Annotated in this window: 23 protein-coding genes; all 23 read left to right on the plus strand. The window is 42.3% G+C overall.

The features are described 5' to 3' along the window. Positions 1–36: 36 nt before the first annotated feature. Positions 37–660, plus strand: a complete 624-nt coding sequence (locus tag BMX56_RS21710) for an ExbD/TolR family protein (protein ID WP_090651784.1) — start codon at positions 37–39, stop codon at positions 658–660. Positions 661–666: 6 nt separating this feature from the next. Continuing rightward, complete coding sequence (locus tag BMX56_RS21715) at positions 667–1,212, plus strand: ExbD/TolR family protein (RefSeq protein WP_090651785.1); 546 nt, start codon at positions 667–669, stop codon at positions 1,210–1,212. 39 nt (positions 1,213–1,251) lie between these two features. Next, positions 1,252–2,082: an energy transducer TonB gene (locus BMX56_RS21720; protein WP_090651786.1), complete on the plus strand. Its 831-nt coding sequence runs from the start codon at positions 1,252–1,254 to the stop codon at positions 2,080–2,082. A 224-nt stretch (positions 2,083–2,306) separates the two neighbouring features. Next, a complete protein-coding gene (locus tag BMX56_RS21730; protein ID WP_090651788.1) occupies positions 2,307–3,230 on the plus strand; it encodes a PstS family phosphate ABC transporter substrate-binding protein in 924 nt (307 codons plus the stop codon). Between the two features lie 16 nt (positions 3,231–3,246). Next, a complete protein-coding gene (locus tag BMX56_RS21735) occupies positions 3,247–4,938 on the plus strand; it encodes a tetratricopeptide repeat protein (protein WP_255369888.1) in 1,692 nt (563 codons plus the stop codon). Between the two features lie 261 nt (positions 4,939–5,199). Then, positions 5,200–5,571: an NADH-quinone oxidoreductase subunit A gene (locus tag BMX56_RS21740; protein ID WP_090651790.1), complete on the plus strand. Its 372-nt coding sequence runs from the start codon at positions 5,200–5,202 to the stop codon at positions 5,569–5,571. 150 nt (positions 5,572–5,721) lie between these two features. After that, positions 5,722–6,234: an NADH-quinone oxidoreductase subunit B gene (locus BMX56_RS21745; protein ID WP_369829647.1), complete on the plus strand. Its 513-nt coding sequence runs from the start codon at positions 5,722–5,724 to the stop codon at positions 6,232–6,234. Between the two features lie 2 nt (positions 6,235–6,236). Continuing rightward, positions 6,237–6,740 carry an NADH-quinone oxidoreductase subunit C gene (locus tag BMX56_RS21750; protein WP_090651792.1) on the plus strand — a complete coding sequence of 168 codons (504 nt, stop codon included), beginning with the start codon at positions 6,237–6,239 and terminating at the stop codon, positions 6,738–6,740. 63 nt (positions 6,741–6,803) lie between these two features. Then, positions 6,804–8,015 carry an NADH-quinone oxidoreductase subunit D gene (locus BMX56_RS21755; protein ID WP_177183878.1) on the plus strand — a complete coding sequence of 404 codons (1,212 nt, stop codon included), beginning with the start codon at positions 6,804–6,806 and terminating at the stop codon, positions 8,013–8,015. Further along, the gene (gene nuoE, locus BMX56_RS21760) at positions 8,008–8,532 is read left to right on the plus strand and encodes an NADH-quinone oxidoreductase subunit NuoE family protein (RefSeq protein ID WP_090651794.1); all 525 of its coding nucleotides are present in this window, start codon (positions 8,008–8,010) and stop codon (positions 8,530–8,532) included. The genes BMX56_RS21755 and nuoE overlap by 8 nt, the downstream gene beginning before the upstream one ends. Before the next feature lie 4 nt (positions 8,533–8,536). After that, positions 8,537–9,895 carry an NADH-quinone oxidoreductase subunit NuoF gene (gene nuoF / locus BMX56_RS21765; protein WP_090651795.1) on the plus strand — a complete coding sequence of 453 codons (1,359 nt, stop codon included), beginning with the start codon at positions 8,537–8,539 and terminating at the stop codon, positions 9,893–9,895. A gap of 183 nt (positions 9,896–10,078) precedes the next feature. Next, positions 10,079–11,068, plus strand: coding sequence for an NADH-quinone oxidoreductase subunit G (locus tag BMX56_RS21770; RefSeq protein WP_369829648.1), 990 nt, complete (start codon positions 10,079–10,081; stop codon positions 11,066–11,068). Beyond that, entirely contained in the window at positions 11,068–12,126 is a 1,059-nt protein-coding gene (gene nuoH, locus BMX56_RS21775) for an NADH-quinone oxidoreductase subunit NuoH (RefSeq protein ID WP_090651797.1), read from the plus strand. The genes BMX56_RS21770 and nuoH overlap by 1 nt, the downstream gene beginning before the upstream one ends. A gap of 4 nt (positions 12,127–12,130) precedes the next feature. Further along, on the plus strand, positions 12,131–12,628 hold the full coding sequence (locus BMX56_RS21780; RefSeq protein ID WP_090651798.1) for a NuoI/complex I 23 kDa subunit family protein: 498 nt from the start codon (positions 12,131–12,133) through the stop codon (positions 12,626–12,628). A gap of 60 nt (positions 12,629–12,688) precedes the next feature. After that, positions 12,689–13,186 (plus strand): NADH-quinone oxidoreductase subunit J family protein, encoded by a 498-nt coding sequence (locus BMX56_RS21785; RefSeq protein ID WP_090651869.1) that lies wholly within the window; start codon positions 12,689–12,691, stop codon positions 13,184–13,186. Next, a complete protein-coding gene (gene nuoK / locus BMX56_RS21790; RefSeq protein ID WP_090651799.1) occupies positions 13,186–13,515 on the plus strand; it encodes an NADH-quinone oxidoreductase subunit NuoK in 330 nt (109 codons plus the stop codon). The genes BMX56_RS21785 and nuoK overlap by 1 nt, the downstream gene beginning before the upstream one ends. Before the next feature lie 196 nt (positions 13,516–13,711). Next, positions 13,712–15,622: an NADH-quinone oxidoreductase subunit L gene (gene nuoL, locus BMX56_RS21795; RefSeq protein ID WP_090651800.1), complete on the plus strand. Its 1,911-nt coding sequence runs from the start codon at positions 13,712–13,714 to the stop codon at positions 15,620–15,622. A 22-nt stretch (positions 15,623–15,644) separates the two neighbouring features. Next, a complete protein-coding gene (locus BMX56_RS21800) occupies positions 15,645–17,120 on the plus strand; it encodes a complex I subunit 4 family protein (RefSeq protein ID WP_090651801.1) in 1,476 nt (491 codons plus the stop codon). Positions 17,121–17,175: 55 nt separating this feature from the next. Beyond that, on the plus strand, positions 17,176–18,558 hold the full coding sequence (locus BMX56_RS21805) for an NADH-quinone oxidoreductase subunit N (protein WP_090651802.1): 1,383 nt from the start codon (positions 17,176–17,178) through the stop codon (positions 18,556–18,558). A gap of 55 nt (positions 18,559–18,613) precedes the next feature. Continuing rightward, the gene (locus BMX56_RS21810; protein ID WP_090651803.1) at positions 18,614–19,261 is read left to right on the plus strand and encodes a DedA family protein; all 648 of its coding nucleotides are present in this window, start codon (positions 18,614–18,616) and stop codon (positions 19,259–19,261) included. 21 nt (positions 19,262–19,282) lie between these two features. Next, complete coding sequence (locus BMX56_RS21815) at positions 19,283–19,828, plus strand: inorganic diphosphatase (protein WP_090651804.1); 546 nt, start codon at positions 19,283–19,285, stop codon at positions 19,826–19,828. Between the two features lie 7 nt (positions 19,829–19,835). Further along, positions 19,836–21,176, plus strand: a complete 1,341-nt coding sequence (locus BMX56_RS21820; protein ID WP_090651805.1) for a hemolysin family protein — start codon at positions 19,836–19,838, stop codon at positions 21,174–21,176. Between the two features lie 12 nt (positions 21,177–21,188). Further along, entirely contained in the window at positions 21,189–21,899 is a 711-nt protein-coding gene (locus BMX56_RS21825) for a 16S rRNA (uracil(1498)-N(3))-methyltransferase (protein WP_090651806.1), read from the plus strand. The last annotated feature ends 42 nt before the right edge of the window (positions 21,900–21,941 follow it).

Genomic DNA, 21,941 nt, shown 5'->3' on the forward strand with positions numbered 1-21,941 from the left:
CACATTATACACTATATATTTTTAAAAAATTTTAATATGGCAAGGATAAAAGTTCCAAGAAAGAGTACAGCAATCGACATGACCGCCATGTGCGACGTGGCGTTCCTGTTGCTAACTTTCTTTATATTAACTGCAAAACCAAAAACGGAAGACCCGGTTCCAATCGATATTCCGAAATCTTCCATCCAGCAGCCTGTGCCTGAGTCGGATTTTGGGACAGTATCTGTAGGGTCTCAGAAAGCATTCTTCGGCGTTGAAGGGACTGACATTCGCAAGGCGCTTTTAACTCAAATGGGTGATATTTATCACATTACTTTCACCCCTGAGGAGCAAAACAGGTTTTCTACAATCACCTCTGTAGGCGTGCCTATGAGCCAGTTAAAGCAGTTTATTGCTTTATCTGCAGATCAGCAAAAGAAGTTTGTTGCACCAGGTATCCCAAGAGATTCTGTGAGTAACGAATTATTTAACTGGATTCGTGAAGCCCGTAAAGCAACTGTTGCATTGCATAATACGCAAATGCGTATCGCAATTAAAGGTGATAGCAAAGAAGAATACCCGGTTATTAAGGATGTTGTAGGTATTTTGCAAAAGCAAAAAGTTAACAAGTTTAGTTTAATAACAGATCTTGGTGGCGGTGGTACTGCCCCTAAAAAATAAAGAATCATGGCAGAATTAGACACCTCCGGGGGAGGGAAACATAAAGGCGGGAAGGTTAGAAGTAAAAAGCAATCAACCCGTGTAGATTTAACCGCGATGGTTGACCTTGCATTCTTGCTGATCACCTTCTTTATCATGACTACTACATTGGCCAAATCAAAAGCGATGGACCTTGCAATGCCTGATAAAGATGAAAAGACCAAAGATCAGTTGCCAATTGCCGCTTCACGTTCATTGACCCTTTTATTAGGTAGCGATGACAAACTGGAGTGGTACCTGGGCGAACCTGGTAAATCGGCTCCTGAAGTTACCAATTACCGGCCCGATGGCTTGCGTAAGTTGTTAATTGAAAAAGGCAAAGATGTACAGGCAAAAACGGGTAAGGTTATGTTTGTTGTAATAAAACCAAGTGATAAATCAAAATACAAAAACATGGTAAGTGTTTTGGATGAGATGGCTATCACTAACATAACAATGTATGGTATTGTTGATATCACAGCACCCGAAGTAGAGTTGCTGAAAAGAGAGAACATTTACAACGATAACAAATAATAATAAATAACGTTAATTACTATTAAAGCCTGACAAAAAATGTTTGGATCAAAATTAGACATATTAGATCAGAAATGGATCGACGTTGTTTTTAATCTTAGGAATAAGTCTTACGGGGCTTATGAACTTAGAAAGGATAACTCAAAAAATACATCAAGGGCGCTTATTTACGCCATTGTGTTTTTCGTGCTTGTTGTTTCTGCACCTACTATTATAGCGAAGATCAGGGGACTTATCCCGAAAGCTGATGACAAAGTGAAGATAACAGACGTAGTGCTGTTACCGCCACCACCGGTGGATCAAACCAAAAAACCACCTCCGCCGCCGCCAGAACCACCGAAACCAAAAGTTGACCAGGTGCGTTTCCCTCCTCCGATTGTAAAACCGGATAATGAGGTTAAGGAAAAGGATCCGCCAACTGTGAAGGAACTTCAGGTAGCTGACCCTGGTCAGAAAGATCAGAAAGGCGATCCTAACCAGGAGATCAGGATTGATGAGCCTGTAGGTAACTCAGATATTAAACAGGTTGTTGAGGAAGACCCTAATAAGATCTTCGCATCTGTTGAAAATTTACCGGAGTTTCCAGGTGGCCAGGATAAATTTATTGCTTACTTGAGTAAAACTATACGTTATCCTGCTGTCGATCGTGAAAACGGTACACAAGGACGTGTAATTCTTACCTTCGTTGTGGAACGTGACGGCTCGTTAACTGATATCAAAGTTTCAAGAAGCCTTAGTCCTGGTACCGATGCGGAAGCTGTTCGCGCGTTGAAATCATCGCCGAAATGGAAGCCGGGTATTCAGAATGGCAGGCCAGTGCGTGTACAATATAGCGTACCGGTAAGCTTTGCATTAGCTGCCGATAATTAGGATAATGTCAATTAATTTCAATAAAGAGCAAAAATCGCCCAAAAGGCGGTTTTTGCTTATTTTAGGAACAGCCGCATTTATTTGTTTTATAGTTTTAGGCTTGATGATTATGTTTTGGGATGCACTCCCACTACAATTACAGCCATATCAGCGAAAACTTTTTGGAGCCTTTATAATAGGCTACGCTATTTTGCGTTTCTCAAGGGTATTCAAAAAAGATAAGTATGATGAATAAGTACACTAAAAAATGCGCTTTTTTTATGTTTCTTGCAGCAGCGTTGCTGCAGGCGTGTGAGCCTAATCGTACTACTCACTCAGGAAGCGATACTTTTGATTCGGGAAAAGCCCAGTTTGCCGCGGACGAATCATTTGCCCCAATTATTGAGCAGGAAGAATATGTATTTAAAAGTAGGCACGCTGATGCTAACCCAACTTTTTTGTATAGATCAGAAAACCAGGCCATTAATATGTTGCTTAATGATAGCGTGCGGATGGCTGTATTGGCCCGTAATTTGGATACCGTTGAACGCAATGTGCTGATAAAGCGTGGTTTGAGTGTTGAGGTACAACGATTTGCAATTGACGCCGTGGCGTTAATTGTAAACCATGCTTCTAATGATACTACTATTACAGTAAGCATCTTGAAAAAAATGCTCAACGGACAAGGTGATCCGAATAAAACAATTGTTTTTGATAACCCTAACTCAAGTTTGGTAAGGTATTTGAAGGAGTTTTCGGGCAACAAGGAATTTAAGCAGAAAAACATTTACGCGCTTAAATCAAATAAAGAAGTTATAAAGTACGTTAGCGAACACCCGGACGCCCTTGGCATTACAGGTTTTAGCTGGCTGAACGATCCGGGAAAGGATATTGCCGCTTATGTGGACAATGTTAAAATAGTTAGTGTTAAGGATGAGGCCAGTAAGGAGTATTCCGGCCAATACTTTAAACCTTCACAGGAATCGCTTGTCTTAAAACAGTATCCTTTAAGCCGGGGATTGTACCTGGTTAATAGTTCGAGTAAGATTGGTTTAGCAATTGGTTTTGCAACCTTTTTAGGTAGCGATGTAGGGCAACGGATCATATTGAGATCTGGTTTGCTCCCCGATTCAATACCGCCACGGGAGATAATTTTAAAAAGTAAATAATTAAAATAAGATGAAAATGATCAGTAAAATAGCTAAGGCAACATTAGGACTGGTATTAATAGGTTCATCATCAGTTTTTGCGCAAAGTCTAGCCGACGCCAAAAAAGCTATTGACGCCGAACAATATCAGAAAGCCAAATCGATGCTTAAAAACCTTACGGCCACGCAGGCCGACAAGGACGAGAATTTCTTTTACCTGGGTTGGGTGTACATCAAACAGGATTACTCCGACTCGGCTAAGGCGGCCTTTAACAAAGGTATTGCCGTAAACCCAAAATCGGGTTTAAACTATGCCGGTTTAGGTGCTGTTGCCCGTTTGGATAAAGACAAAGCAGGTGCTACAACAAACTTTAACCAGGCCGTAGCCCTTGCAGGTAAAAATGCGAAGCCTTATGTATTTGTGGGTAAAGCTTATTTGCTGCCGGTAACTACAGATGGTAAAGTATCTGTTGACGATGCAAGCGCTGCAATCGCGGTGTTGCAAAAAGGTAAGGCTGTTGCCCCTAAGGATGTAGAACTATTGATTACGTTAGGTGATGCTTATGCTTCGCAAATAAAAAGTAATGAAGCTTACCAGGCTTATTCTGATGCATCAACCATCGACCCTAAAAACCCTGCTGCTAAAGTTGCAACCGGCGTTTTATGGAGGTATGCTAATAACTTTGAGGATTCTGAAAAGCAATTCCAGGATGCTTTAGCCATCGACCCTAACTATGGTCCGGCTTACCGCGAGTGGGCCGAAACAGATAACCGTTGGGCAACAACTGACCCTAAAATGGCGTCAGTAAAAATTAAACAAGCAGTTGAGGAATATAAAAAATATATAAGCCTGACAGATCAGTCGCCAGAATCGCAAATGCGTTATGCCGACTTCCTGATAAGTGCAGGCCAATACGCCGAATTACAGCCAGTTGCGGCCGATTTGGTTAAGTCAGCTAAGTCAAACTTAAGGGCTTATCGCTATCAGGCTTATGCCGCTTATGAAAATAAGGATTATCCCGCCGGTTTAACAGCCATGAATACCTGGATGACAAAAGCAGATCCTAAAAGGATTGTACCCCGCGATTATTTATACCTGGGTCGCTTACAGATGAAAACAGGTACAGATTCGGTAGGTATCAATACTTTGAAAAAAGCGTTAACAATGGATTCAACACAAACAGATGTGTATGGAGAAATTGCGAAGTCATTGTTCCAACAGAAAAAATACCTTCAAGCTGGTGATGCTTATAAGTTAGTTACCGTAAAAGGTGGCCGTGCTGTGAAACTTACCGACTATTTTTACGAAGGTATTAGCTATTACTACGGTTACGACGAAAAGAAGCCAGGTGCTGACTCGGTAATTGCTAAAGCTGATTCGGCTTTTAGCTATGTTACTCAAAAAGCGCCTACAACTTCAGATGCATACATTTACCGTGCACGTGTTAACGAGTTGAAAGATAAAGACCGTAACAACATTGTAGGTTATGCCAAGCCGTTTTACGAGAAATACATTGAAGTTGCAACTGCTAAAGGGGCACCAGATGATAAAACTAAAAAGAACCTTGCAGAAGCGTATGTTTATTTAGGTACTTACGCCGAATTTAAGGAAAAAGATTTGGCCAAGGCTACCGATAACTACACCAAAGCAAGGGACAACGACCCCAATAATAAGCAGGTGGTGGCTTTCTTTGCCCGCAAAGCAGGCGGAGCGGGTAAAAGCAAATAGTTTTTAGAACCGAGAGTTAAGAATCAAGAGTCAAGACGAGGAAAAGCAATGCTTTCCTTATCTTGACTCTTTTTTTGCGCCGGGTTGCAAGAGGGGGTAAGAGTTAATATCAAAAGGCGACGCGGTTATTATCTGATCGTCGCCTCATATTTTCACTGGTGTACAGACTATATGAAGATATTTTTTTGCCTTAACTCTTGATTCTTGAATCTTGAATCTAATAAGGCTTTTTTATTATCAATCCATTAGTATATTTGCACCATGGAAGCACACAGTTTACCGGGTAGCTATCTGCCCATTATATTTCAAATGCTGGTGGCGTTAGGGTTTGTTGTTACTACCATGTTTGTAACACATAAAATTGGTCCTAAACGTAAAACAAAAGATAAGCTTACACCTTTTGAATCGGGTATTGAGGTTGTAGGTAATGCCCGTACGCCTATTTCTATCAAGTATTTCCTGGTAGCCATCCTGTTTGTATTGTTTGATGTGGAAGTTATTTTTATGTACCCATGGGCGGTTAATTTTAAAGCTATGGGCGAACAGGGAATGATTGAGATGTTCATCTTCATGGCTACCCTTTTATTAGGTTTTATCTACGTTATTAAAAAGGGCGCTTTAGACTGGGATTAGTTTAGAACAATTCTAAATATAGCCATCGGCTACGCATAGTGTACCTTTTACATCGTTATTTATGTAATTTTGCGCTCATTACCTGTTAAGGCAGGTAATGTTTTCTATTAACATTATTCAATGAGTGATATTCAAATAGTTAATGCCCCTATGGGGGTTGAAGGTTCCGGTTTTTTTGCCACGTCGCTTGATAAGGCGGTTGGCTTGGCCCGCGCTAACTCACTATGGCCATTGCCTTTTGCCACATCATGCTGCGGTATTGAATTTATGGCTACAATGGCTTCTCACTACGATCTTTCGCGTTTTGGTGCCGAGCGTTTAAGTTTTTCGCCACGACAGGCAGATTTGCTGATGGTTATGGGTACTATAGCCAAAAAAATGGCCCCGGTACTGCGCCAGGTTTACCTGCAAATGGCCGAGCCCCGTTGGGTTATGGCTGTCGGCGCCTGCGCATCAAGCGGCGGTATTTTTGATACTTACTCTGTATTACAGGGTATCGACGAAGTTATCCCTGTAGATGTTTACGTACCCGGCTGCCCGCCACGCCCCGAAGCTATCATTGATGGTTTTATGAACATACAGGAACTGGTAAAAACTGAAACTGTGCGCAGAAGAAATGAGCCTAAATACCAGGAATTATTAGCTAAATACGGAATTCAATAGTAATGGCCCAGATACCCAACGAAGAGCTTTTAAAGAGAATCGGCGAGAAATTTGGCGAGCAGGTTACCTTAGTGGGTGAGCCTTATGGTTTGCTGACTGTAGAAACAAGCCGCGAGCAGATCATTGACCTGTTAACTTTCCTGAAAACAGACCCGGCCCTTAAGTTTATATTTTTAACAGATATTACCGGCATTCACTACCCAGAGCAGGAAAAGCAAATTGGCATTATTTACCATTTGCACAGCCTTACTACCAACACCCGTATCAGGATAAAGGTATTTTTGGCTGATGGCGATGTCCATATCCCGACTGCCACCGTACTATGGGAAGGCGCTAACTGGATGGAGCGTGAAACTTACGACTTTTTTGGAGTGATCTTCGAAGGTCATCCCGACTTGCGTCGTATTTTAAATGTTGACGATATGACCGCTTTCCCGATGCGGAAAGAATTCCCGCTGGAAGATCCTAACCGTGTGGATAAGAAGGATTACTTTTTTGGAAGATAAATACATGCCGCACAGGGTAACCTTACGCGGCATCACTATATAAAAGAAATATAAATTATACTGATGCAAAACCATCCTGTATATACAGATAACGATCCGCAAAGCGAGCTTTCAACCTTAAACCTCGGCCCAACCCACCCTGCTACCCACGGTGTGTTTCAAAATGTGCTGCAGTTGGATGGAGAAAGAATTGTGAGCGGCGTATCAACCATAGGCTATATTCACCGGGCGTTTGAGAAAATTGCCGAACACCGCCCTTTTTACCAGATAACCCCGTTAACCGACAGGCTTAACTACTGTTCATCACCCATCAATAACATGGGCTGGCACATGACGGTAGAGAAACTGTTAGGCATCACCACACCAAAGCGTGTTGACTATCTGCGTGTAATTGTGATGGAACTGGCCCGTATTGCCGACCACATTGTTTGTAACGGCGTATTGGGTGTAGATACCGGCGCTTTTACCGGGTTCCTGTATATGATGGAATTCCGCGAGGCTATCTATGAAATTTATGAAGAGGTTTGCGGCAGCCGCCTAACTACAAACATCGGTCGTATTGGTGGTTTTGAACGTAATTTCAATTCTATCGCTTTCGCCAAACTGCGTAAGTTTTTAGTTGATTTCCCTAAAACATTAAAAGAGTTTGAATCGCTGTTTAACCGTAACCGCATTTTTGTCGATAGGACAAAAGATGTGGCCGCTGTTACCGCCGAAGATGCCTTAAGCTATAGTTGGACAGGCCCTTTACTGCGCGCCGCCGGTGTTGATTACGATGTAAGGGCCATGAACCCATACTCGTCATACGAAGATTTTGATTTTGAAGTACCGGTAGGAACCAATGGCGATGTTTACAGCCGCTTTTTGGTACGCAACGAAGAGATGTGGCAAAGTTTGCGCCTGATTGACCAGGCCTTAACCAAACTGGACAAAGAGCCATCGGATGTTTTTCACGCCCATGTGCCGGAGTTTTACCTGCCTCCAAAAGAAGAAGTTTATAATAACATGGAAGCCTTGATCTATCACTTTAAAATTGTGATGGGCGAGATACCAACCCCTAACACCGAGGTTTATCATTCGGTTGAGGGCGCTAATGGCGAGTTAGGTTTTTATTTGGTGAATGATGGCGGGCGTAGTCCATACCGTTTGCATTTCCGCAGGCCAAGCTTTATCAATTACCAGATGTACGCGCCAATGAGCCGTGGGATGTTATTATCAGATGCGATTATTAATATGAGTAGTTTAAACGTTATAGCCGGAGAGTTAGATGCTTAGAGTTGAAGATACTCAGGTTTCGGTTGAGTTTAGCCCGGAACTGCTGAATAAATTTGCTGATGTGGTTACCCGCTATCCTGCAGGTAAACAAAAATCGGCATTGTTGCCTATCCTGCACTATGTACAGGCCGAGTTTGGCTGGGTAAGCCCGCAGGCTATGGATAAGGTAGCAGCCTATTTGGATATATTGCCGATAGAGGTTTACGAAGTAGCTACATTTTATACCATGTACCTGCTTAAGCCAAGCGGTAAATACGTATTGGAAGTGTGCCGTACAGGCCCATGTGGTGTAGTTGGTGCCGATAAGATCATGGATCATATTGAGCAAACACTTGGTGTACCCGAAGGCGAAGTTACTGCCGATGGCTTATTTAGCTGGAGAGGTGTAGAGTGCCTTGCAGCGTGTGGCTACGGCCCTGTTTTACAAATAGGCCCCGAATATACTTTTTACGAAAATTTAACTAACCAATCGGTTGATAAACTGGTTAGTGATTTAAGGGCAAAAGCAAAAAATTAAAGCAATGGGACGCAAATTACTTTTAGAACATATAAACGTACCCGGCATCAATACATTTGATGTGTACCGCCAAAAGGGTGGTTATGCATCTGTAGAGAAAGCTTTAAAAACCATGACGCCTGAGGCGATTGTGGAAGAGGTAAAAAAATCAGGCTTACGCGGTCGTGGTGGTGCGGGTTTCCCAACCGGCATGAAATGGAGCTTTTTGGCTAAACCCGAAGGGGTAGAACGTTACCTGGTTTGTAATGCCGATGAATCGGAGCCTGGTACTTTTAAAGATCGCTATTTGATGACTTACATCCCTCACTTATTAATTGAGGGGATGATTGTTGCCAGCTTTGCGCTGGGTGCCAAAACATCATATATCTACGTTCGTGGCGAAATGATGCCGCAGATCCGCATCCTGGAAAGGGCTATCGCGGAAGCAAAAGCAAAGGGATTTTTAGGAAAAAATATATTAGGATCGGGCTACGACCTGGAGCTGTATGTACAACCGGGTGGTGGTGCATACATCTGCGGAGAGGAAACCGCCCTGTTAGAATCATTGGAAGGTAAGCGCGGTAACCCGCGTATTAAACCACCATTCCCGGCTATTGCTGGCTTGTATGGCTGCCCGACAGTGGTAAACAATGTGGAATCAATTGCCGCCGTAGTGCCTATTATCAACGAAGGTGGCGACGAGTATGCAAAAATAGGTATTGGCAGAAGCACAGGCACCAAGCTGATCTCGGCTGGCGGTAACGTGAAAAAACCAGGTGTTTACGAAATTGACCTTGGCCTGCCTGTTGAAGAATTTTTATACTCCGACGAATATTGCGGTGGCATCGCCAACGGCAAACGCTTAAAAGCCGTGGTAGCAGGCGGTTCATCTGTACCGATTTTGCCGGCTAACCTGTTCATGAAGACCATTAATAACGAACCACGCCTGATGAGCTATGAATCATTAGCTGATGGTGGATTTGTAAGTGGTACCATGATGGGTTCGGGTGGTTTTATAGCTTATGATGAAGACCAATGTATAGTACGCAATACCTGGAACTTCACCCGTTTTTATCACCACGAAAGTTGCGGGCAATGTTCGCCATGCCGTGAAGGTACAGGATGGATGGAAAAAGTATTGCACCGTTTAGAGCATGGCCATGGCAAAATGAGCGATATGGACCTGCTGGTTGATGTATCTAAAAAGATTGAAGGAAATACCATTTGCCCGTTAGGTGACGCTGCAGCCTGGCCCGTAGCCAGTGCGATACGACACTTCAGGGACGAGTTTGAATGGCACGTAACTAATGGAGCTGAAGCTGTGACAAGGAATTTTGGGTTGGCACATTATGCGGATCCATTGACCGTGGCGGCGGCGGTATAATACACACGCGTCATTGCGAGGTACGAAGCAATCCCCGACTATGCTGAGCGGATTTGCAAATCGGGGATTGCTTCGTACCTCGCAATGACGGAACTCTTAAACTTTATAATTGAAAAATTAGAGTTTAGGATTTTGTAATTAGGATTTAGAGTTTATACGAGGACGTTATATATATAAATGTCGATGAAAGTAACGATTGACGGAATACCCGTTGAAGTAGAACCAGGAACAAGCATACTTAATGCCGCGAGGCAGATAGGTGGCGACATTGTTCCGCCTGCTATGTGCTATTACTCCAAACTGGAAGGCAGTGGTGGTAAATGCCGTACCTGTTTGGTTAAGGTGACCAAAGGATCTGAAAAAGACCCTCGCCCTATGCCTAAACTGGTAGCATCATGCCGTACCGGTGTAATGGATGGCATGGAAGTGCAAAATATTACATCGCCCGAAGTTATTGAGGCTCGCAAAGGTGTGGTTGAAATGTTATTGATCAATCACCCGCTGGATTGCCCTGTTTGCGACCAGGCCGGCGAATGTCACCTGCAGGATTTAGGCTTTGAGCACGGTGCGGCTAAAACCCGCTACGAATTTGACCGCCGTACTTTTGAAAAAATTGATATCGGCGATAAAATTCAGTTGCACATGACGCGTTGCATCCTTTGCTACCGTTGTGTTTTCACTGCCGACCAGATCACCAATACCCGCTTACACGGCATCCTGAACAGGGGCGATCATTCAGAGATCTCTACCTATATTACAAAAGCTGTTGATAACGATTTCTCGGGCAACGTAATTGATGTTTGCCCGGTAGGCGCGTTAACTGATAAAACTTTCCGCTTTAAAAACCGTGTTTGGTTTACCAAGCCGGTAGATGCGCACCGCGATTGTGATAAATGCTGTGGTAAGGTAACTTTATGGTATAAAGGTGAGGATGTGATCAGGGTAACCGGCCGTAAAGATGTTTATGGCGAGGTAGAAGAATTTATCTGCAATACCTGCCGTTTTGATAAAAAGAAAACAGCTGATTGGGTAATTGAAGGCCCGCGTAAAATATCGCACAAATCGGTTATCAGCTCAAATCATTACGAGTTTACGCCGCTGCCGGTTGTTAAAACCAACCCGGTATTACTTGAAGCCAATAAAGAACAATTTGAAAGGGATACACGCTTATAATGGGAACCGATTTAATATTTAGGATTGTACTGATCGTTGTTATTTTCCTGATCAGTTTGGTTGTGGCCATGTACTCAACCTATGCCGAGCGTAAAATAGCGGCGTTTTTCCAGGATAGGATAGGCCCTAACCGTGCCGGTCCCTGGGGTATTTTACAGCCGCTTGCGGATGGTGGCAAGATGTTTTTAAAAGAAGAGATTATCCCTACAAATGCTACTTCTTTTCTGTTTATAGTAGGCCCTTGTTTAGCTATTTTAACGGCTTGTATAGGTTCGGCTGTTATCCCATGGGGTCAAAAAATGGTTATCGGCGGTCACATTGTCGATTTGCAGGTTACCGATATCAATGTTGGTGTATTATATATCTTCGGCGTGGTATCATTAGGCGTTTATGGTGTAATGATTGGCGGCTGGGCATCAAACAATAAATACTCATTGTTAGGAGCTATCCGTGCGGCATCTCAAAACATCAGCTACGAAATTTCGATGGGTTTATCCATCATTGCCTTATTAATGCTTACCGGCACTTTAAGTTTGAAAGAGATTGCCGAGCAGCAGCACGGATTTTGGGCTAATGGATGGTTTAGCTGGAATTTTTTTCGTCAGCCATTAGGCTTTTTGATATTCATCGTATGCGCATTTGCCGAAACCAACCGTACGCCGTTTGACTTGCCCGAGTGCGAAACCGAGCTTGTAGGTGGTTACCATACTGAATACTCATCAATGAAATTAGGTTTCTATTTGTTTGCAGAGTATATCAACATGTTCATCTCATCGGCAGTGATGGCTACCCTTTACTGGGGCGGTTATAACTACCCTGGTATGGATTGGGTTACAGCACATGTAGGCCCTGCAATTGGCCCGCTGATTGGCACTGTTGTGCTTTTTGCAAAAATATTCCTGTTCATCTTCTTCTTTATGTGGGTGCGTTGGACAATCCCGCGTTTCCGTTATGATCAGCTGATGGATTTGGGCTGGAAGATATTGATACCATTGGCTATTGCCAACATAGTGCTTACCGGTGTGGTGAGTACAGCACTTAAACACTTTGGATTTTAATTAAATGGAATCATTAAGCAATAAGAAAAAAGTATTGGAAGTAAAGCCGCTCAATTTTCTGGAGCGTGCTTACCTGCCGGCCATTGTTGGCGGTTTGGCCACTACGATGAAGCACTTTTTCAGGAAGCCGGTAACCATCAGCTATCCTGAAGAGAAGCGTGAGTTTTCTGAAAACTTCCGCGGCATGCACTCGCTTAAGCGCGATGAGGATGGTAAAGAACGTTGCACCGCCTGCGGTTTGTGCGCTTTATCATGCCCTGCAGAAGCTATTACAATGACGGCCGCCGAGCGCCAGAAAGGCGAAGAGCACCTGTACCGCGAAGAAAAATACGCTGCTGTTTACGAAATAAATATGCTGCGCTGTATTTTTTGCGGCTTATGCGAAGAGGCCTGCCCTAAAGAGGCCATTTACCTTGACGGAGATATTGTGCCTGCCGACTATTTAAGGAAGGATTTTATTTACGGTAAAGACAAATTAGTAGAGGCACCCTTAAATCAATAAAGAAGTTTTATACCTTTGCCCAACCTTAAAGCAGGGCAAAGGTATTTTGTAAATATAAACATGAGTACATTTTACTTCATCGCGTTTTTGTCCATATTCTTTTCGATATTGGTAATCTCGGCCAAAAATCCGGTACATAGTATCCTTTATCTTATACTTACCTTTTTTACGTTCACCATTCACTATATTTTACTGAATGCCCAGTTTTTGGCTATTGTAAATTTCATAGTGTACATGGGCGCTATCCTGGTATTGTTCCTGTATACCCTGATGCTCATTAACCTGAATAAGGAAAGCGAGCCGGTTAAACCGTTTATGATCAAAATAGCCGGTGTATTTGGCGGTGGCATTCTTGCTGTTGCAATTGCATCGTCATTAAAACTGGTTGCCACATCAAACCCGGTGGTACTGCAAAACCCCGACCTTGGGTTGGTGAAAAACCTGGGTAAAGTATTGTTTAACGAATTTTTACTGCCATTTGAAGTATCGTCTGTATTGCTGTTATCGGCAATGGTAGGCGCTGTTTTGCTGGCTACAAAAGACCCTAAAACTACATAATGGAAAGTTTAACAAATACCATGCACGCGGTGCCGCTTAATCATTACATATTGTTAAGTGCCATTATTTTTTCGATTGGTGTAATGGGCGTATTAATCCGCCGTAATGCCATCGTGATTTTTATGTCGGTTGAGTTGATGCTGAACTCGGTAAACCTGTTGCTAACTGCATTTTCTGTTTACAGGGGCGATGCTACCGGCCAGGTTTTCGTATTCTTTATTATGGCGCTGGCTGCTGCCGAAGTAGCTGTGGGCCTTGCTATCATCGTGATGATCTATAGGAACACAAATTCGATAGATATTAACGTGCTGAACAGACTGAAGTGGTAAGGTGATTTTAGATTTCGGAATTTCGATTTCGGATTTTAGAATTATAACAAATATAAAACATACCGTCATTGCGAGGTACGAAGCAATCCCCGATAGGCAAACCGGATTTGCATTGGGAGAGAGTTTTAATCTGGCGACAGACGAATAAATAAATTAAAAACGTATAACGTAGTACGTAAAACGTATAACTCAAAACATGAATCAATATATCTGGCTTATTCCCATATTACCGTTAGCCGGTTTTATTATTAACGGACTTGGCCGTAATTCATTATCAAAAGGCGTAATAGGCTTTATTGGCAGTGCGCTGGTATTGGCATCGTTTGCCTTAAGCATTGCTGTTTTCTTCCAGGTAAAAGCAACCGGGGTAATTAACGTTAACTATTTCGATTGGATTAACGCGGGGCCCGTAAAAGTGCCTTTCGCGTTTCTTGTAGATCAATTGAGTTCTATAATGTTGCTTATAATTACAGGTGTAGGTTTCCTGATCCACTTGTATTCTATTGGCTATATGCATGATGATAAAGGTTTCGGTAAGTTTTTCTCTTACCTGAACCTGTTTGTATTTTTCATGCTTTTACTGGTGATGGGCTCAAATTACATTATCATGTTTATAGGCTGGGAGGGTGTTGGTTTATGCTCATACCTGCTGATAGGCTTCTGGTATACCAACCCAAGCTATGCGGATGCCGCCAAGAAGGCTTTTATCATGAACCGTATTGGCGATCTTGGCTTTTTAATGGGCGTATTCCTTATTATCTACGCTTTTGGCACTGTTGAATTTGCAACTCTTTTCCCTAAAGTAGCGGCAATGAAAGTTGGTGCTGCACCGCTTACAGCTATTGCTTTACTGCTGTTTGTGGGTGCAATGGGTAAATCGGCACAGTTACCGTTGTTTACCTGGTTACCGGATGCTATGGCCGGCCCTACACCGGTTTCGGCATTAATACATGCTGCAACCATGGTAACAGCCGGTATATATATGATCGCCCGCTCAAACATTATTTATACACTATCCCCGTTTGCTATGGAAGCGGTTGCGATAGTAGGTTTAGCTACGGCCTTGTTTGCCGCGCTAATTGCTCTTACACAAACTGATATTAAAAAGGTACTGGCTTATTCAACTGTGTCGCAGTTGGGGTATATGTTTTTGGGCCTGGGCGTTGGCGCCTACACAGGTTCTTTCTTCCACGTGTTAACCCATGCCTTCTTTAAAGCTTTATTATTCCTTGGTGCAGGTTCTGTTATTCACGCGGTAAGCGGCGAACAGGATATGCGTAAAATGGGTGGCTTGAAAGGTAAGTTGCCTGTTACTTTTATAACCATGCTGATTGGCACCATTGCGATATCTGGTATCCCGCCATTCTCTGGTTTCTTTTCAAAAGACGAAATTTTAGCCCACGCCTACGAACATAGCACTACATTTTATGTAATTGGTGTGTTTACAGCGATGCTAACCTCTTTCTATATGTTCCGGATGATGTACCTTACCTTCTGGGGTAAATTCCGCGGAACCCATGAGCAGGAACATCATTTGCATGAGTCGCCGGCTACCATGACTATTCCTTTGATTGTATTAGCTATATTATCCATCGTAGGTGGTTTAATAGGTGTGCCTGAAGTATTAGGCGGCCACCATGAGTTAGGGCAATACCTCGCGCCGGTATTTAAAGCATCAACTGCCGCGTTGCCAATGCATGAATTATCTGCAGGTACAGAAAAAGCATTGATGATAATTTCGGTAGCGTTAGCATTTGCAGCATTAATTTATGCTTATGTTAAATATGTTAAAAACGGCCGCGTACCGGTGGCTGATACCGAAGAGCGCCCGGCACTAACCAGCTTATCATACCATAAATTTTATGTTGATGAACTGTATGATTTTCTTATCCGCAAACCCCTGGATTTTCTGTCGACCTTCTTCTACAATGTAGTAGATAAAATGGGTATCGACGGCCTGGTGAACGGGATTGGTAAAGGTACAATTGAAACCAGCAAAGGCTTGCGTTTACTGCAAACCGGTAATGTAGGTTTTTACATATTTGTAATGGTACTGGGTATTATAGGCGTACTGCTGTATACCGTATTTGGATTAACTAAAGTATAAACGATAGCGTTTAAAACATAAAATGACCGTTAGTATATTAATTTTTTTACCGGTAATTGCTGCAGTTATAGTAGCCTTTTTAAAAGGCAACACAGCTAAATATGCCGCCTTATTTTTTGCAATAGCCGAGCTGGCAGTAGCGGGCTTGTTTTTAAGCAAGTTTGTACCCGATGCAACTTCGCAGTTTGTTATAGATGCCCCATGGATACCAAGGTTAGGCATTTATTTTAAAGCGGGTATTGATGGGATTAGCATGATTGTAGTGTTACTTACGGTATTGCTTGTTCCGCTTATCATATTAAGTACATTTAAGCATGAGTACAAAAACGCGGGTGCTTTTTACGGCTTGATTTTGTTTATGCAGGCTGGCTTGTTGTTGGTGTTTACTGCGATGGATGGCTTTTTGTTTTACGTAGGATGGGAGGCTGCATTAATTCCAATTTACTTTATATGCGCCCTTTGGGGTGGCGAAAACCGTATCCGCATTACGCTTAAGTTCTTTATCTACACGTTTGCAGGTTCGTTGTTTATGTTGGTGGCCATCATCTACCTGTACCTGCAATCACCAACAAAAACATTTGATATACATGCCTTTTACACTTTAAAATTAGGCACTCAGCAGCAATCATGGGTGTTTTTGGCGTTCTTTTTGGCATTTGCCATTAAGATGCCTGTATTCCCCTTCCATACCTGGCAGCCCGATACTTATACAGAAGCCCCAACCGGCGGTACCATGATGTTATCAGGTATTATGCTTAAGATGGGTGTATATGGCGCTATTCGCTGGATGATCCCAAATGCACCTGCAGGTCTTGACCACTGGCAGGCCATTATAACTACACTGGCGGTTATAGGCGTCGTTTATGCATCGATTATTGCTTTTAAGCAAACTGACGGCAAACGTTTGGTAGCTTATTCATCTATTGCGCACGTTGGCTTAATTGCCGCAGGCATATTTACATGGAGCCAGCAGGGCGTACAGGGAGCGTTGGTGCAGATGCTTAACCACGGTATAAACGTTGTTGGTATGTTTTTTATTTGGGATATCATCAGCACCCGTTTAAACACCCGCGAGATAGGAAATCTTGGTGGTATTGCTAAAGTAGCACCTAAATTTTCCATAGCGTTTTTAATTATTGTATTGGGTACAGTAGGTCTGCCGTTAACCAATGGTTTTGTAGGCGAGTTTTTATTGTTAGATGGGGTGTTTCAGTATAGCGCATTCCATTACATGAATATTGCTTTGGCTGTTATTGCCGGTACAACCATTATTTTAGGTGCGGTTTATATGCTGCGCATGTACAAAAATGTAATGCAGGGCGAAACCAATGAATTAACTACCAATTTTAAAGATATCAGCGGATCTGAGCAATTAGTACTTGGTATTATCTGCGTATTAATAATTGGTATAGGTATTTATCCGCAACCTATTTTGCACATATCTGAGGCGGCTGTTACTAATTTGATAAATACTTTGAATACAAAACCAGCCTTTTAATGCTGGCTGCGCGCATTTAGAGTTTAGAATTTGGCTTTTAGAATTTATTAAAAACATGACTACTTTAATCATCATATCTGTTTTACCGATAGTGTTGCTGTACCTTGGCTTGTACAAGGTTTCAAAGGCATTATTACCTGTTACCATTGTTGGTTTGCTTGCTGCGCTGGCTTGCGCCGTGGCGGAGTATAAAAGGCCCGATACCACAATCCCTACTTTTCATGGTATGATGATGTTTAATAATTTCTCTGTTGTATTTTCATCAATAGTTATAATAACAACCATTTTAATCCTGCTGTTATCAGCCGGATATTTTGAGAAGATAAGTAACCACGTTGCCGAGTATTACGCTATTATCCTGTTTTCATTAACAGGGATTATAGTAATGGTTTCTTACTACAACCTAACGATGATGTTTATTGGTATCGAAATCATGTCGGTAAGTTTATACATACTGGCGGGCATCAAGAAGAGCGATTTTGCATCAAACGAGGCGGCATTAAAATATTTCCTGATGGGGGCGTTCTCAACAGGTTTCTTATTGTTTGGTATTACTTTGCTTTACGGCACAACAGGCTCTTTTAGCCTGGAGGTTATTAATGATTGGGTTGTTGCGCATCCACACGCGGATCCTATGTTTTATACAGGCATAGGGCTTATTATTGTTGGGCTATGTTTTAAAGTAGGCGCTGCGCCTTTCCATTTCTGGACGCCAGACGTTTACGAAGGCTCGCCAACCCTTATAACGGCTTTCATGTCTACGGTGGTTAAAACTGCAGGCTTTGCTGCATTCCTGCGTTTGTTTTCGGTATGCTTCGCGCCGCTATCTGATTTCTGGACACCAATTTTACTGGTTATCACTGTAGCAACATTATTTATAGGCAACATTACTGCATTATATCAGCAAAGCTTTAAAAGGATGCTTGCTTTTTCAAGTATCTCGCATGCTGGTTACCTGCTTTTTGCAATTGTTGCTTTAGGCGCAAGTTCGGCTAATTCGGTATTTATTTATGCAACTGCCTATTCTGTTGCATCCATTGTAGCATTTGGTGCCCTTATTTTAGTGCAGCAACAAAGCGGCAGCGATAATTTTGAGAGTTTTAACGGCCTTGCAAAAAAGAATCCCTTCCTGGCATTAGTACTTACTGTTGCCATGCTTTCATTGGCCGGTATCCCGCTTACTGCAGGCTTTATGGGTAAGTTTTATATGTTTACCGGTGCGCTTGCTAAATACCAGTTTTGGCTGGTTATAGTAGCTGTTGTAAACGCAATCATCAGTATTTTCTACTACTTCAGGGTTATTGTGGCCATGTACTTCAGGGCGGCAGATAGGGCCGAGCTGGTGGTGCCGGCTTACTATAAAATTGTTTTTGCTATTTCGGCATTGGCAACTATCATCATCGGTGTTTACCCTGATTTTATTTCCTATTTCATTTAATAGTAACTGGGTACTGCAAATTGATATAATATTTGTAGTTTTACAGATATAGTGAATGGAAAGTTTTTGGGATTACCTTCAAAATTTAACGGACGCTCAATCCATCATAAGTAGGGGAGGTTTTTATTTCCTGCTTGTTGTTGTTTTTGCTGAAACCGGGTTGTTTTTTGGTTTTTTTTTGCCAGGAGACTATTTGTTATTTATGGCAGGCTTGTTGTGTTCTGCAGGCAAGGTTGACGTAAATATATCTACATTGGTGTTATCGCTCATTGCAGCAGGCATATTAGGAAATTTTACGGGATATTGGTTTGGTCATCGAACGGGGCCTGTATTGTTCAATAGAAACGACTCGCTGTTTTTTAAGAAGCGATATGTGATACTGGCCAGCGACTTTTATAACAAATACGGCGGTATGGCTTTGATTTTGGGCAGATTTTTCCCTATCGTTAGGACATTTGCCCCTATATTTGCAGGTGTTGTTAAAGTTGATCTTAAAAAGTTTGCTTTATACAACCTTGTTGGTTGCGTAGCATGGGTGTGCACTTTTACCTTGGGCGGTTTTTTTTTAGGAAAACGGTTCCCGCAGTTAAAGGATTACATGCAGTATGTAGTTTTGGGGCTTATAGTAATTACTACCATACCCCTTGTTGTTGCTTACGTACGGAAGAAAATTGCAGAGAATAAAGAACAGAATATTAGATAATAAATATACTACAAATACCAAATGAGTACACAACATCCATGGCACCAGGTTTCTCCAGGGGATAATATGCCCGAAATTGTTAATGCGATAATTGAAATACCTAAAGGCTCAAAAGCCAAATATGAAATTGATAAAGAATCTGGTTTATTAAAATTGGACCGTGTGTTATTTTCATCGGTGATGTATCCTGCCAACTACGGCTTTATACCGCAAACATATTGTGATGATAAAGATCCGTTGGATATACTGGTGCTCTGTTCAATTGATGTTTTCCCGATGTCGATAATAGAAGCAAAAGTAGTAGGCGTGATGCACATGGTTGACAATGGCGAACAGGATGACAAAATAATTGCGGTGGCAAAAAATGATATGTCGGTTAATTATATTAACGACCTGAATGAATTGCCGCCACACGCCATGACAGAGATTGTACGTTTTTTTAAAGATTACAAGAAACTGGAAGGCAAAAACGTAACTATCGAACATTTATTAGGTGTGCGTTACGCACATAAGGTAATAAAAGAGAGTTTGGAATTGTATAAGTCTACTTTTCCTGTCACGCAATAATTAATAGATGGACCCCGCGCATTACGAAATAAGTACCTTTTATTTAATTGCAACCGTATTCCTGGTTTTGCTCAACGGTTTTTTTGTAGCCGCAGAGTTTGCCATGGTAAGGGTACGGGGTTCACAAATTGAAATTAAAGCAAAATCGGGCAGCGGAGTAGCAAAAGTTGCTCGCGGTATACTGCATAACCTTGATGGATACCTGGCTGCTACCCAGTTGGGTATTACCATTGCCTCGCTGGCGCTTGGCGTAGTGGGCGAAGAGGTTGCCACTAACATTGTTATCCGTGCATTTTTAGCTGTAGGTATAACACTGTCAAGCGGGTTTATTACCGCCAGTCATATTTTGGCTTTTACTTTTATCACCGTATTGCATATTGTATTTGGCGAGCTTGCTCCCAAATCTATTGCTATTCAAAAGTCGGTTCGTACGGTGCTGGCCATTTCGCTGCCGCTTAGGTTTTTCTTTGTGTTTTTTAAACCTTTGATTTGGGTACTGAACGGCTTTGCCAATTTTATTTTAGGGCTTTTAGGTATAAATACTTTAGAGGGGGGTGAAGCACACCACAGTTCTGAAGAATTACAATACCTGCTTGAACAGGGAAAAGAATCGGGCGCATTGGATTCAAACGAACATGAGCTGATCCAGAACGTTTTTGATTTTAACGAACGTGTAGTTAAAAATATCATGGTGCCGCGTACCAAAATTTCGGGCATCGATATCAGTTCAACCAGGCAGGAACTGCTGGATATGATCATTGATGAAGGCTATTCTCGAATGCCTGTTTATGACGACGTTATAGATAAAATTATAGGCATTGTACACGCCAAAGATATTTTGCCGCTGCTGGCACGCGACGAGGAAATTGTGTTGAAAAATATAATCCGCAAGCCATACTTCATCCCCGAAACCAAAAAGATCAACGATCTGATGGCCGAACTGCAACAAAAACGTATCCAGATAGCCATAGTGCTTGATGAGTTTGGCGGAACAGCGGGGATGGTTACCCTGGAAGATATTGTGGAAGAACTGGTAGGTGAGATACAGGATGAATACGATGAGGAAAAACCAATTGTAGAAAAAGTTAATGAGCGCGAGTTTATTGTAAATGCCCTTGCGCCCATATATGACGTAAACGAACACCTACCCCATGACTTGCCCGAAGATGGCGACTTTGATACTGTAAGCGGCTGGCTGGGCGACATATTCGGTAAAATTCCGGATGTTGGCGAGCAAAAGGAATCAAATGGCTATAATATTACGGTGCTGCGCAAATCAGACCAGAATATTGAATCTGTGAAACTGGAATTGCTGATAAATGAAGAAGATGCTGTAGATTTACATTAATCTGCTTAGCCAATGCATCTTTTTTATACACCTGATATCGCCCCCTCGCACCCTCAATATTTTCTAAGTGAAGAAGAGAGCAAGCATGCTATACGTGTTTTGCGGCTGGAGGCAGGTGACGAAGTTCAACTGATTGACGGCCGCGGCGGATTTTATAATGCGGTTATTCACGATGCGCATCCTAAACGTACCATCCTCAATATTACTTCTGTTACTCCGGAGTTTAATAAACGGAACCATTACCTGCACATAGCTGTAGCACCCACCAAAAATATCGAGCGCCTGGAATGGTTTTTAGAAAAAGCCACCGAAATTGGTATTGATGAAATATCGCTTATCATTACCCAGCGTTCTGAGCGTAAGGAAGCCAAAGTTGACAGGCTTAACAAGATTATTACCGCTGCTATCAAGCAATCGTTAAAAGCATACCATCCTGTACTAAATGATGCGGTTAAATTTAACCAGCTGTTAGCTCTACCTTTTGATGGACAAAGGTTTATTGCTCATTGTGAACCGGGCGATAAGCTCGATTTGCGTAAAGTAATAAACCCACAGGGGCGTTATTTAATATTGATAGGACCTGAGGGTGATTTTAGTCCTGCCGAAATTGAGCTGGCTTTGGAAAGCGGCTTTAAACCGATAACTTTGGGTGAGGCCAGGTTGCGTACCGAAACCGCTGCCCTGGAGGCCTGCTTTGAGGTTAATTTTTTAAACCGGCTATGAAGAAACTTACGTATACTGCTATAGCTTTTACCGCATTTGTTG

The sequence above is a fragment of the Mucilaginibacter sp. OK283 genome, from assembly GCF_900110415.1.
In the GTDB taxonomy this organism is placed as follows: domain Bacteria; phylum Bacteroidota; class Bacteroidia; order Sphingobacteriales; family Sphingobacteriaceae; genus Mucilaginibacter.

What these genes read in the sequence shown, in the direction of transcription:
- BMX56_RS21710 (WP_090651784.1), top strand. Translation starts at nt 37, where the DNA reads ATGGCAAGGATAAAAGTTCCAAGAAAGAGTACAGCAATCGACATGACC.
- BMX56_RS21715 (WP_090651785.1), top strand. Translation starts at nt 667, where the DNA reads ATGGCAGAATTAGACACCTCCGGGGGAGGGAAACATAAAGGCGGGAAG.
- BMX56_RS21720 (WP_090651786.1), top strand. Translation starts at nt 1,252, where the DNA reads ATGTTTGGATCAAAATTAGACATATTAGATCAGAAATGGATCGACGTT.
- BMX56_RS21730 (WP_090651788.1), top strand. Translation starts at nt 2,307, where the DNA reads ATGATGAATAAGTACACTAAAAAATGCGCTTTTTTTATGTTTCTTGCA.
- BMX56_RS21735 (WP_255369888.1), top strand. Translation starts at nt 3,247, where the DNA reads ATGATCAGTAAAATAGCTAAGGCAACATTAGGACTGGTATTAATAGGT.
- BMX56_RS21740 (WP_090651790.1), top strand. Translation starts at nt 5,200, where the DNA reads ATGGAAGCACACAGTTTACCGGGTAGCTATCTGCCCATTATATTTCAA.
- BMX56_RS21745 (WP_369829647.1), top strand. Translation starts at nt 5,722, where the DNA reads ATGGGGGTTGAAGGTTCCGGTTTTTTTGCCACGTCGCTTGATAAGGCG.
- BMX56_RS21750 (WP_090651792.1), top strand. Translation starts at nt 6,237, where the DNA reads ATGGCCCAGATACCCAACGAAGAGCTTTTAAAGAGAATCGGCGAGAAA.
- BMX56_RS21755 (WP_177183878.1), top strand. Translation starts at nt 6,804, where the DNA reads ATGCAAAACCATCCTGTATATACAGATAACGATCCGCAAAGCGAGCTT.
- nuoE (WP_090651794.1), top strand. Translation starts at nt 8,008, where the DNA reads ATGCTTAGAGTTGAAGATACTCAGGTTTCGGTTGAGTTTAGCCCGGAA.
- nuoF (WP_090651795.1), top strand. Translation starts at nt 8,537, where the DNA reads ATGGGACGCAAATTACTTTTAGAACATATAAACGTACCCGGCATCAAT.
- BMX56_RS21770 (WP_369829648.1), top strand. Translation starts at nt 10,079, where the DNA reads ATGAAAGTAACGATTGACGGAATACCCGTTGAAGTAGAACCAGGAACA.
- nuoH (WP_090651797.1), top strand. Translation starts at nt 11,068, where the DNA reads ATGGGAACCGATTTAATATTTAGGATTGTACTGATCGTTGTTATTTTC.
- BMX56_RS21780 (WP_090651798.1), top strand. Translation starts at nt 12,131, where the DNA reads ATGGAATCATTAAGCAATAAGAAAAAAGTATTGGAAGTAAAGCCGCTC.
- BMX56_RS21785 (WP_090651869.1), top strand. Translation starts at nt 12,689, where the DNA reads ATGAGTACATTTTACTTCATCGCGTTTTTGTCCATATTCTTTTCGATA.
- nuoK (WP_090651799.1), top strand. Translation starts at nt 13,186, where the DNA reads ATGGAAAGTTTAACAAATACCATGCACGCGGTGCCGCTTAATCATTAC.
- nuoL (WP_090651800.1), top strand. Translation starts at nt 13,712, where the DNA reads ATGAATCAATATATCTGGCTTATTCCCATATTACCGTTAGCCGGTTTT.
- BMX56_RS21800 (WP_090651801.1), top strand. Translation starts at nt 15,645, where the DNA reads ATGACCGTTAGTATATTAATTTTTTTACCGGTAATTGCTGCAGTTATA.
- BMX56_RS21805 (WP_090651802.1), top strand. Translation starts at nt 17,176, where the DNA reads ATGACTACTTTAATCATCATATCTGTTTTACCGATAGTGTTGCTGTAC.
- BMX56_RS21810 (WP_090651803.1), top strand. Translation starts at nt 18,614, where the DNA reads ATGGAAAGTTTTTGGGATTACCTTCAAAATTTAACGGACGCTCAATCC.
- BMX56_RS21815 (WP_090651804.1), top strand. Translation starts at nt 19,283, where the DNA reads ATGAGTACACAACATCCATGGCACCAGGTTTCTCCAGGGGATAATATG.
- BMX56_RS21820 (WP_090651805.1), top strand. Translation starts at nt 19,836, where the DNA reads ATGGACCCCGCGCATTACGAAATAAGTACCTTTTATTTAATTGCAACC.
- BMX56_RS21825 (WP_090651806.1), top strand. Translation starts at nt 21,189, where the DNA reads ATGCATCTTTTTTATACACCTGATATCGCCCCCTCGCACCCTCAATAT.